Raw genomic sequence first — 11592 nt, forward strand, 5'->3', positions numbered from 1 at the left:
AGTTCGGATAACATTCAAAACCACGGCTTTTTTACCTGCGCACATTCCGTTTTCGACACGATTGCGGTAAGGTTACGGCTTCAATCCAACACCCTAAAACCGGCGTTTCAGGCCGTCTGAAAACAGCACCCGAAAGAACACCATGCAAAACTATCTCACACCCAATTTCGCTTTTGCCCCGATTATCCCCGACCACGCCGCCGGAAGCCGCGTGTGGGATACCGAAGGACGGGAATATATCGACTTGGCAGGCGGCATCGCCGTTAACGCGCTCGGGCACTGCCACCCGCAATTGGTTGACGCCCTCACCCGCCAAGCCGCGAAGCTGTGGCATATTTCCAATATCTACACCACCGCTCCGGCACAAATGCTGGCGAAAAAACTCACCGAACACACATTTGCCGACAAAGTGTTTTTCTGCAATTCCGGAGCCGAAGCCAACGAAGCCGCCCTGAAACTGGCCCGCAAATATGCACGCGACCATTTCGGCGCCGAAAAAAACGAAATCATCGCCTGCGTAAACGCCTTTCACGGGCGCACGCTGTTCACCGTGTCGGTGGGCGGCCAGCCCAAATACAGCCGCGATTTCGCCCCGCTGCCGGGCGGTATCACCCATATTCCCTACAACGATACCGATGCGCTTGCCGCCGCCATATCGGAAAAAACCTGCGCCGTGATTATCGAACCGGTTCAGGGAGAAAGCGGCGTTTTGCCTGCCGATACCGCGTTTCTGCAAACCGCGCGCCGCCTGTGCGATGAAAACCATGCGCTGCTGGTGTTCGACGAAGTGCAAACCGGCATGGGGCGCACCGGCAAACTGTTTGCCTATGAACATTACGGTGTGCGCCCCGATATTCTCACCAGCGCCAAAGCCTTGGGCTGCGGCTTTCCCATCGGCGCAATGCTGACCACCGATGCCGTCGCCCCCAGCTTCGCCCCCGGCACGCACGGTTCCACCTTCGGCGGCAACCCGTTGGCGTGCGCCGTCGGCAATTGCGCCTTCGACATCATCAGCACGCCCGAAACCCTGCAAAACGCAGTCGACCAAGGGAAAAAGTTGCAAACGGCGCTGACTCTGTTGGGAGAAGAAACCGGCGTGTTCAAAGAAGTGCGCGGCATGGGGCTGTTGATCGGCTGTGTGCTGGCCGACGGCTATACCGACCGCGCGGGCGAATTAACCCAAGCCGCGCTGAAACACGGCCTGATGATTCTGGTGGCCGGCAGCAACGTAATCCGCCTTGCCCCCAGCCTGCTGCTGAACGACGAAGACCTGCAAGAAGGCATGAAACGCCTGCGTGCGGCAGTCGCGTCGTGGCTGGGCTAACCGCTTTTTCAGCCGTATTCAACCGTGTATAGTTAAACCACTTACTTGGACACGTCATACTCGGGTCAAGCCCGAGTATGACGTGTTTTCTTTAAGTTAATGAAATATGACACAAAATATTATTTTTAAGGCAAGAGGCCGTCTGAAAGCAGACTTTTAGAAAGGATTCTTTTTAGAAAGAATTCTAAAAACAGACAAAGAAAAAGCACCGATTGAATCGGTGCTTTTTTTCTGAAAAGGTTTGGCGGAGTGGACGGGGCTCGAACCCGCGACCCCCGGCGTGACAGGCCGGTATTCTAACCAACTGAACTACCACTCCGCGCAAGAAACTTGGTGGGTGATGACGGAGTCGAACCGCCGACATTCTGCTTGTAAGGCAGACGCTCTACCAACTGAGCTAATCACCCGTGTCGCCTTGCGAAGACGTGATTAAACCAAAATCCCGAAGCTTGTGCAAGCATTTTTTCGGCCTGATAAACCACTTTTTAACAAACCCATGAAATATAAAAAAATTACTTTTCAGACAGCCCGAACTTTACGGCCAACAATGTTTAGCGCTTTTCCTGCCTGCGTATCAGATACACGCCCAAAACGGCAAACAGCATCGTCGGCAGCACGGCGGCGATAAACGGCGGGATACCGTAAAGCTGACCGGTAAAGCCGAACAGCCTGCCGGCAAAGTGGAACGCCAAACCCAAACAGATACCGCCGAACAATTTCAGGCCCATATTGCCGCGGCGGGTGTTTTGCGGGGTAAACGCCAGCGCCACCAAAGCCATCACCAGTGCGGCGACGGGATACATCAGCTTGCGCCACCAGGCGATTTCGTAGAGCTTGGTTTGCTGTTGGTTGTTTTTCAGATGGCCTATATAAGTGGTTAATTCCGACACCGACATTTGCTCGGGTTTCACCAGCAACACGTCCAGCAGGCCGCGTTGCAGCTTGACCGGCCAGTTTTGTTCGGCTTGTGTTTCGGTGCGCACCGCTTCGCCGTCAAGCAGGCTGCGACGCACGTTTTTCAGCTGCCAGCTGTTGTCTGTGTTTAGCGTTGCGGATTCCGCTTCCACCGCTTCGGCCAGTTGGAAGGCTTCGTTATGCCGCCACACTTTCACGCCCAACAGGGTATGGTCGGGCAGCATTTCGCGCACATTGATGATGTTGTTCTGCTCCTTCAGCCACAAACCCTGCGCGCCCGTGCTGATTCGGCCGTTGGTGGCGGTGGCTTTCATGTTTTCGGCGCTCTGGCTCAGCGACGGCGCCAGCCATTCGCCCAAGGCGGCGGTGGCGACGGCGAAAATCAGGCCGAAGCGCAGCAAAACGGCAATCAGTTTCTTAGTGCTCATGCCGCTGGTTTTCATAACCGTGATTTCGCTGCCCGAAGCAAGCTGGCTCAGGGCAATCAGGCCGCCGATCAACACGGCCAGCGGCATCAGGTCGTAAGCGTGGGCGGGCATCTGCATCAGCACATACTGCATCATTTTGGCGCCGTTATAGCTGCCTTTGCCGAGGTCGCCCACTTCGTTGATGATGTCGAAAAAACTGTAAAGCGCCAAAAAGGCCAGCAGTGCGTAAACCGTCATCACGCTGAGTTGGCGGATAAGGTAGCGGGTAATCAGCTTCATTTGGCACCGCCTTTCAAACTGAGTTTCACTGCGCGCCAGAAAGGCTGTGCGGGCATACTGCGCACGCGCAGCAGGATAACGGCGACGGCGGCAATCAATATGTGCATGGGCAGCATGCCGAGCCAGAAATTGAGTTTGCCGTCTTCCACCGCATTGCGCAGAAAGGTAAGGCCGTTTTGGTAAACCAGATACAGGCCGATGGCGATGAGGATGTTATAAGTGTGGCCCGTGCGCGGGTTGAAATAGGAAAGCGGCACGGCGAGTATGCTCAACAGCAGCACGCTGATGGGCAGCGACAGCCGCCACATCAGCTCGGCTTGGTATTGCGGGTTGCTGCTGCCGAATAGTTTTTCGGTGGGAATGGTGCGGCGGTGCGAAATCGGGTCGACGATTTTCGGCGTGGTGCTGATAATCAGGCTCAGATGCTCGAACGACACTTGGTTGTAGTCGGCCCGGCCGGGCGTGCCGCTGTAACGGTAGCCGTTGCTCAGCTCCAGCGTGCGTTTGTTGTCTTTCAATGAAAATGTGCCTTCTTTGGCGAAAACGATGTTGTCGTTGCCTTTATCGTCGGTTTCGCGCAAAAACAGGTTTTTCATGATGCCCGAATCGGTGTCGAAGGTTTCCACGAAATACACGCGCCCGTTGCGCTTACCCAGCGTGCGGAATTCGCCCGCCTCCACCAACGAAAGCTCTTGTTTCTGCTTTAGGATTTCGGCGTATTCGCGGCTGCGCAGCTCCGCCCACGGCATCACGAAAAGCTGCATCACCGCAATCAGCAGGGCAAACGGCACGGCAAACTGCAACACGGGGCGTATCCACTGTTTCAGCGCCAGCCCGCACGAGAGCCAAACCGACATTTCGCTGTCGCGCCAATAACGGGTCAGCACGGTAAGCGTGCTGATATAGGCGGTGAGCACCAGCAAGAGCGGCGTCATGCCGATAACCCAAAAGCCCACCAGCGCGGTCACGGCGTCAATCGCCACGCGGCCGTCGGCGGCACGCCCCAGCAGGTTGATGGCCTGCGTGGACACCAGCACCGCCAGCAGCACCACGAAGATGCCCACGGCGGTGAAAGAAAGTTCTTTGATAAAATTTCGTTGATAAATCATAAAATAACCGCTTCGAATGGCGGGGTTGGGGGATATGGCGGAAAACCAAACGCAAACAACGGCGGCATGGGCTGCCGCACCGGCGGCAATGAAGTTTGCCGCCATGGGGTTTCCCGAGGTTTCGGGCAGACCGATGATAGAGTACAATCAGGCCGATATGTTTCAGACGGCCTGTAAATATAAGTAAGGCCGTCTGAAAAAATTCTTTAGGGATAACCGCTCATCTAGGAGAATCAGCGTGGAATTTAGCACAAAAGCCGAAAAATTGCAGCCGGACACCGCCGGCGCCCTGCTTTATATTTGCGAAGAAGCCTGCCCGTGCAGCGAAAACAGCGATAACGAAACCGCCGCCCTGCTCTGCGGTTCGTTAGAAAAAGACCAGGCCTTTGCCGAAACCAAAGTTTCCGAAAACGGCGGCCTGAAAGCCGTGGCCGTGGTGCGCCTGCAAGACACCAAGCGCGAAACCGTGGCCAAAGCCGCCGCCGAAGCCGCCGCGTGGGCGCAGAAGCAGGAGCTGGTAAACGTTTGCCTCGCGCCGTTTAATCAAGAAGCCGCTGCTTTGGTTGCCGAAGTGTTCGCGCTGGCATTCGGCAACGCCGCCTACCGCTTCGACCGCTACAAAAAAGAAGCCAAGCCGGCCAAGCTCGCTCGGGCGGAATTTTTCAGCGGGCAGCACAGCCAAGCCGTTCAGACGGCCTTAACCTTGGCCGACGCCCAATTATACGGCATGGCACTCTGCAAAGATTTGGGCAACGCCGCGCCCAACGAATGCACGCCCGAATTCTTGGCCGAAACCGCCCGAAAACAAGCCAAAAAACTCGGCGTTACCGCTAAAATTCTCGGCAAAGACTACATTAAAAAACACATGGGTTCGTTTTGGTCGGTGGCCAAAGGCAGCAAACAAAAACCCTATTTAATCGAACTTTCCTATTTCGGCGCCGAAAACAAAAAAACCGCTCCGGTGGTATTGGTCGGCAAGGGCATCACTTTCGACACCGGCGGCATTTCGCTCAAACCCGGCCTGAATATGGACGAAATGAAATACGATATGTGCGGCGCCGCCGGCGTTATCGGCACGTTTTGCGCCGCCGTCAAACTCAAGCTGCCGGTCAACCTGATCGCCATCGTGCCCACCTGCGAAAACATGCCTTCCGGCAAGGCCAACAAGCCCGGCGACATCGTCAAAAGCATGAAGGGCCTCACCATCGAAGTGCTCAACACCGATGCCGAAGGCCGCCTGATTCTGTGCGATGCGCTCACCTATGCCGAACAGTTCAAACCCAAAGCCGTGATTGACGTCGCCACCCTCACCGGCGCCTGCATCGTCGCCCTCGGCCATGATGTCAGCGGCCTGATGGGCAACAATCAGGAGCTGGTGGACAACCTGCTGGCCGCCTCGCGCGAAAGCGGCGACCAAGCCTGGCAGCTGCCGCTGTTCGACACCTATAAAGAACAGCTCAAATCGAACTTTGCCGACCTGCCCAATATCGGCAGCCCCGGCGCAGGCACAATTACCGCAGGCACGTTTTTGTCGTATTTCACCGAAAGCTACCCGTGGGCGCACCTCGATATCGCCGGCACCGCGTGGAAATCGGGCAAAGACAAAGGCGCCACCGGCCGCCCCGTGCCATTGTTGCTGAACTATCTGCGCCAAGTGAAGTAAACACCGTTAAATCAAACATAGCACAGGCCGTCTGAAAACAAAATGCGGTTTCCGTTTTCAGACGGCCTGTTTATATATGACAATAATATAAACCCAATCCCAATCAAGCCCTTAAAGCTTACTCACAAAAGCTGTGGATAACTGTGTGGAAAGTTTGTGAAATCCCCGCGTTTTCCCCGAAAAATCAAGCTTTGCATATTGTTGCACAAAAATTAAGCCCAAATAAAAAACGTTTATATATCAAATAAATAACCACTTCAAACAGTTGTCAAGCCCCTTGTTCAGCATACTTGTCAATGCCGTAACTATTAATGTGGATAAAGAAAATATTTTCTTGACAAAACACCCCGAAGCGATAACCTCACGCCACGCAAAGATTTATCAAAACCCATCATGCCTTCCAAAGACCAAGCCTGCCCGCCTCCGAAAACCGAATCCGCCCCCGTTTGCTGGATTTTCTGCACCGTTATCGACAACTTCGGCGACATCGGCGTGTCGTGGCGGCTTGCACAAATGCTCCGCAACGAACTGGGCTGGCAGGTGCACTTATGGACAGACGGCGCCGAAGCCCTGCGCGCACTCTGCCCAGATTTGCCCGCCCCGCCCTGCACGCACCAAAACATCTCCGTCCGCCTATGGAACCGCTGCCGCGCCGAACAGCTCGAATCCGCCCCGCCGCCCGACACCGTTATCGAAACCTTCGCCTGCGACCTGCCGCCAAATGTAACAACCGCAATAGCCGCAACCCGGCCGCTGTGGCTGAATTGGGAATACCTGAGCGCCGAAGCCAACAACGAACGCCTGCACGCCCTCCCCTCGCCGCAGGCAAACGGCCTGCAAAAATATTTCTGGTTTATGGGCTTTACCGAAAAAAGCGGCGGCCTGCTGCGCGAGCGGGATTACGCCGAACGCAGCCGCTTCCACACTGCCCGATGGCGCGCCCGCCTGATGCTGCCCGAAAAAACCGCCCCCGAATGGCTGCTGTTCGGCTACGAAAGCCCCGTTTGGGCCGAATGGCTGGATATGTGGCGGCAAAACGGCAAACCCGTCACCCTGCTGCTGGCCGGCGGGCAAATCATCGACAGCCTGAAAGCAGCCGCAGCCATTCCGCACCATGCCCTGCAACAGGCAGGCGACACGTTTCAGACGGCCTGCGCAACCCTAATCCGCATTCCCTTCGTGCCGCAACACGATTTCGACCGCCTGCTGCACCTTGCCGACGGCCTGATCGTGCGCGGCGAAGACAGCTTCGTGCGCGCCCAGTTTGCCGCCAAGCCCTTTTTCTGGCACATCTACCCGCAGGAAGAAGCGGTGCATATCGAAAAACTGCACGCATTTTGGGATAGGGCTTATGCGCACTACCCCGAAGCCGTCCGCGCCGCCCACCGGGCACTCTCAAACGAACTCAACGGTGCCGCCGCCCTCACCGCCGCGCAACGTCTGGCCGCCTGGCAAGCGCTGCAAAGCCACGCCGCCAACTGGCAAAAAAGCGTGGCAGATTGGCAAAAACACCTGTTTTCACAGCCAAGTGCCATAGAAAAACTAGCCAAATTCAACCGACACCGCTAAAATAACGCGTTTTATTTTTCACTGAATACCGATTGGAAACACTATGAAAACCGCACAAGAACTGCGCGCCGGCAACGTATTTATGGTCGGCAACGACCCGATGGTGGTGCAAAAAACCGAATACATCAAAGGCGGCCGCTCTTCCGCCAAAGTGAGCATGAAACTGAAAAACCTGCTCACCGGCGCCGCCACCGAAACCATCTACAAAGCCGACGACAAATTCGACGTTGTCGTTTTGGCACGCAAAAACTGCACCTACAGCTACTTCGCCGACCCCATGTATGTTTTTATGGACGAAGAATTCAACCAATACGAAGTTGAAGCCGAAAACATCGGCGACGCCCTGAAATTTATCGTCGACGGCATGGAAGACGTGTGCGAAGTAACTTTCTACGAAGGCAACCCGATTTCCGTAGAGCTGCCCACCATCATCGTGCGCGAAGTGGAATACACCGAACCGGCCGTTAAAGGCGACACTTCGGGCAAAGTCATGAAAACCGCCCGTTTGGTCGGCGGCACCGAAATCCAAGTAATGGCCTACGTTGAAAACGGCGACAAAGTAGAAATCGACACCCGCACCGGCGAATTCCGCAAACGTGCCTAAGGCTTAATTATCCCAGCCTGAAACAAGGTAAGGCCGTCTGAAAACATATTTTTCAGACGGCCTTATTGTTTTTAAGCCCAAAGGTAGCGGGCAGGTCGGCCTAACGGCCCGGCATTTTTATCGTGTAAGACAACGCCCCTTGATTCGACAGTCTTTATTGCACTTTAGCAGAAGTGGATTCACTATATGCCGGGCAGCCGTATTCCCCGACCATACTGTAACCGGGTTAAATTTAATCCCTCATATTCTGCAATTGTAAACCTCTGTCTCTTGTGCCAAAATCTTTGCCATTCACTCTACAAAGGAAAAACCATGTTCCAACACATCGATTTCTACCCCGGCGATCCGATTCTGAGCCTGGTCGAAACCTATAACAACGACCCGCGCAGCTACAAAGTAAATCTCGGCATCGGCATTTATTTCGATGAAAACGGCAAGCTGCCGCTGCTGGATTCGGTGCGGGCCGCCGAAACCAAACGTGCCGCAGCCGCGCAGCCGCGCCCCTATCTGCCGATGGAGGGCTTGGACAGCTACCGCCGCGCCGTGCAGAAACTGCTGTTCGGCGCCAACTGCACGGCATTGAAAGAAAACCGTATCGCCACCATCCAAACCCTAGGCGGCTCGGGCGCGCTCAAAGTGGGTGCAGATTTTCTGCACCGCTGGTTTCCCAAAGCCAAAGCCTATGTGAGCGATCCCACTTGGGACAATCACAAAGGCATTTTCGAGGGCGCAGGTTTTGAAGTGGGCACTTATCCTTACTACGACTCCGAAACCGGCGGCGTGAAATTCGAGGAAATGCTGGCCTTTTTCTTAAGCCTGCCCGAACACAGCGTGCTGGTGCTGCACCCCTGCTGCCACAACCCCACCGGTGTGGATTTGACGCCCGCACAATGGGATGCGGTGCTCGAAATCGTGCAAACCCGCAAACTGATTCCGTTTATGGACATCGCCTACCAAGGTTTCGGCGAAAATCTCGACAGCGATGCCTACGCCATCCGCAAAGCCGTTGCGATGGGTTTGCCGCTGTTTGTCAGCAATTCTTTTTCTAAAAACCTGTCGCTCTACGGCGAACGCGTCGGCGGCCTGAGCGTGGTATGCACCAGCGAAGAAGAGGCCGCCTTGGTGTTCGGCCAGCTCAAGTTTACCGTGCGCCGCATCTATTCCAGCCCGCCCGCACACGGCGGCTATATCGCGGCAGACGTGATGAACACGCCCGAGCTTTTCGCACAATGGGAAGGCGAGGTTTACGCCATGCGCGACCGCATCCGCGCCATGCGGCAGAAATTGTATGAAGTGCTCTCTGAAAAAGTGCCGGGCAGAAATTTCGACTATTTCATCACCCAGCGCGGCATGTTCAGCTACACCGGCCTCTCCCCCGAACAGGTGCAGCGCCTGCAAAGCGAATTTGCGGTTTATCTGGTCGCCTCCGGCCGCATGTGCGTGGCGGGTCTGAACGAAAGTAACGTAGATTATGTGGCCGATGCGTTTGCCGCCGTGTTAAACGGATAGAAACCTGTTCATTTGACATACAAGCTATAAAAATTTAGGCCGTCTGAAAGTTTTTTGCTTTCAGACGGCCTAAATTTTTATAGCTTAATTATTGAAATCAAACCTTAACGCCAATATCGCCACCACGGAATGCTGGTGCTTTCGCTCCACGGTTTTTGCAGGTAGGGGCTGTTGGGGAAGTTTTGCGCCAAAATGCGGCGGGTATCGTCGGCCAATTGCGTTTTGTTCATTTTGCGGTAGGAAGACTCCATAATCGCCAGCGATTCTTCCACAAAGCGGGTGTTTTGATAACGCTCAACGATTTTCTGCGCACGGTTGGCGGCGGCCAAATATGCGCCGCGCTTCATATAATAGCGGGCCACGGCGATTTCGTTGCCGCCCAAAGCATCCACCAGCTTCGCCATGCGCTCGGTAGCATCGGGCGCGTATTTGCTGTTGGGATAGCGTTCCACCAGCTCGGCAAATGCCTGGTAGGCATCGCGGTTAGCTTTCGGATCGCGGTCAGACCAGTCTTGCGAAGCTAATTTGTTTAAAAACGACTGGTCTTCGTTAAACAGCACCAAGCCTTTGAGATACAAGGCATAATCCATATTCGGGTGCTGAGGGTGGTTGCGTTGGAAACGCTCGACGGCAGCCAGCGCTTTTTCCGGCTCGTCGTCCTTATAATAAGCATAAGCCGTGTCTAACTGCGCCTGCTGGGCGTAACGGCCGTTGGGAAAGCGCGATTCCAAAATTTCATATAACTTGATGGCTCGCGTATAATTATTGCTGTTTAACTCGTCATGGGCCTCGGCATACAGTTTTTCAACCGTCCAATCCTGAGTGATTTGGGTATCTTTATCGATAGTGCCTTTGGTGCCGGCGCAGCCGCCCAAAGCCAAACCTAAAGCAACAACTAAAAGAATTTTTTTCATGCAGAACTCTTCCTTTGAAAATGAAGCCGATTATAACGATGATTTGGGGTTTGCGGCAGCCCCCGATGCAGAAACTTGCATTAATTTAACCGTTCCCCTCGATTTGGCGGGTATGCGGCTCGATGCGGTATTGGCCAAACTGCTGCCCGATTATTCGCGCAGCCGCCTGACCGCTTGGATAAAAGAAGGCGCGGTAACGGTAAACGAAAAGCCGGCCCAACCCAAAGACAAAATGATAGGCGGCGAATATATCGCGGTAACGGTGCGCCCGAGCGAAGAAAATCTGGCGTTTACGCCCGAACCCATGGATTTGGACATTGTTTATGAAGACGGCTCCGTGATTGTGCTGAACAAACCCGCAGGTTTGGTGGTGCACCCCGCCGCCGGCAACTGGACGGGCACGCTGCTCAACGGCCTGCTGGCGCACTGCCCCGGGCTGGCCCAGATTCCGCGCGCCGGCATCGTGCACCGTTTGGACAAAGACACCAGCGGCCTGATGGTGGTGGCCAAAACCCTGCCCGCGCAAAACCATTTGGTGCGCCAGTTGCAGGCGCGCACGGTCAAACGCATCTACCGCGCGGTGGCCAACGGTATCGTACCGTTCGACGGTAAAATCGACACCTTAATCGGCCGCGACCCGCACAACCGCCTGAAAATGGCGGTGGTGAAATTCGGCGGCAAACCGGCGGTTACCCATGTGAAAGTGCTGGAGCGTTATTTGGCGCACAGCTATATAGAATGTTCGCTCGAAACCGGCCGCACCCACCAAATCCGCGTGCACATGCGCGAAGCCAACCATCCGCTGGCGGGCGACCCCGTTTACGGCAACCTGCGCCACGCCTGCTCCGACACCGCCAAAGAGGCCGTGAAAAGCCTGGCCCGCCAAGCCCTGCATGCCTACCGCTTGAGTTTCGAGCATCCCGCCACCGGTGAAACCGTATCGTTTGAAGCACCGATTCCGCAAGATATGTACCGCCTGTTGTCGGTATTGCGCTTGGAAGCAGGGTTGGATTCTTCGCTCAGCCACGAAGCCGAATGGCAGGAAAAACTCGGCAATGACGACGACGGTTGGAACGACGACGATTATGATGTGGAAGTGGTTTATGTGCGCGATTGAATAAAATAACCGCGCCCATAACGTTCAGACGGCCTGATACAGCAACTTCAGGCCGTCTGAACGTTTTTTCCGCCAATAAAAAGTGCCAATGCGAATCCGCCCCAACCCGCAACCGCCGCAACAATTTAGGCTATAATCCGCCTACCGTTTTTTCATACACA

General features: G+C 55.0%; 9 protein-coding genes, 2 tRNA genes and 1 pseudogene. 7 read left to right on the top strand and 5 right to left on the bottom strand.

Annotated features, from left to right (window positions below):
* Window positions 1–136: 136 nt before the first annotated feature.
* A pseudogene (locus NQ012_RS03425) lies at window positions 137–1324 on the top strand (acetylornithine/succinyldiaminopimelate transaminase); the annotation flags it as partial.
* Window positions 1325–1566: 242 nt separating this feature from the next.
* Here NQ012_RS03425 and NQ012_RS03430 read toward each other — a convergent pair.
* From NQ012_RS03430 to lptF, 4 genes are all read right to left on the bottom strand, one after another.
* A tRNA-Asp gene (locus NQ012_RS03430) sits at window positions 1567–1643 on the bottom strand.
* Between the two features lie 12 nt (window positions 1644–1655).
* A tRNA-Val gene (locus tag NQ012_RS03435) sits at window positions 1656–1731 on the bottom strand.
* A gap of 144 nt (window positions 1732–1875) precedes the next feature.
* A complete protein-coding gene (gene lptG / locus NQ012_RS03440; RefSeq protein WP_257066177.1) occupies window positions 1876–2946 on the bottom strand; it encodes an LPS export ABC transporter permease LptG in 1071 nt (356 codons plus the stop codon).
* The gene (gene lptF / locus NQ012_RS03445) at window positions 2943–4055 is read right to left on the bottom strand and encodes an LPS export ABC transporter permease LptF (protein ID WP_257066178.1); all 1113 of its coding nucleotides are present in this window, start codon (window positions 4053–4055) and stop codon (window positions 2943–2945) included. Before lptF ends, lptG begins: the two co-directional genes overlap by 4 nt.
* 34 nt (window positions 4056–4089) lie before the next feature.
* Here lptF and NQ012_RS03450 point away from each other — a divergent pair, with 34 nt between their 5' ends.
* The 5 genes from NQ012_RS03450 (at window position 4090) to NQ012_RS03470 (ending at window position 9400) form a co-directional block, all read left to right on the top strand.
* A complete protein-coding gene (locus NQ012_RS03450) occupies window positions 4090–4242 on the top strand; it encodes a hypothetical protein (protein ID WP_257066179.1) in 153 nt (50 codons plus the stop codon).
* Between the two features lie 51 nt (window positions 4243–4293).
* Entirely contained in the window at window positions 4294–5718 is a 1425-nt protein-coding gene (locus NQ012_RS03455; RefSeq protein WP_257066180.1) for a leucyl aminopeptidase, read from the top strand.
* A gap of 393 nt (window positions 5719–6111) precedes the next feature.
* A complete protein-coding gene (earP, locus tag NQ012_RS03460; protein ID WP_257066181.1) occupies window positions 6112–7287 on the top strand; it encodes an elongation factor P maturation arginine rhamnosyltransferase EarP in 1176 nt (391 codons plus the stop codon).
* 43 nt (window positions 7288–7330) lie between these two features.
* Window positions 7331–7891 (top strand): elongation factor P, encoded by a 561-nt coding sequence (gene efp, locus NQ012_RS03465; RefSeq protein WP_085366796.1) that lies wholly within the window; start codon window positions 7331–7333, stop codon window positions 7889–7891.
* Window positions 7892–8203: 312 nt separating this feature from the next.
* Window positions 8204–9400, top strand: a complete 1197-nt coding sequence (locus NQ012_RS03470; protein WP_257066182.1) for an amino acid aminotransferase — start codon at window positions 8204–8206, stop codon at window positions 9398–9400.
* A gap of 104 nt (window positions 9401–9504) precedes the next feature.
* On the opposite strand, the gene NQ012_RS03475 is transcribed toward NQ012_RS03470, so the two are convergent.
* On the bottom strand, window positions 9505–10314 hold the full coding sequence (locus NQ012_RS03475; RefSeq protein WP_257066183.1) for an outer membrane protein assembly factor BamD: 810 nt from the start codon (window positions 10312–10314) through the stop codon (window positions 9505–9507).
* Here NQ012_RS03475 and rluD point away from each other — a divergent pair.
* A complete protein-coding gene (gene rluD, locus NQ012_RS03480; RefSeq protein WP_257066184.1) occupies window positions 10313–11431 on the top strand; it encodes a 23S rRNA pseudouridine(1911/1915/1917) synthase RluD in 1119 nt (372 codons plus the stop codon). The two genes, NQ012_RS03475 and rluD, sit on opposite strands and share 2 nt — an antisense overlap.
* Window positions 11432–11592 lie beyond the last annotated feature (161 nt).

Origin of the sequence: Neisseria dentiae, assembly GCF_024580525.1 — a bacterium.
Classification (GTDB): domain Bacteria; phylum Pseudomonadota; class Gammaproteobacteria; order Burkholderiales; family Neisseriaceae; genus Neisseria; species Neisseria dentiae_A.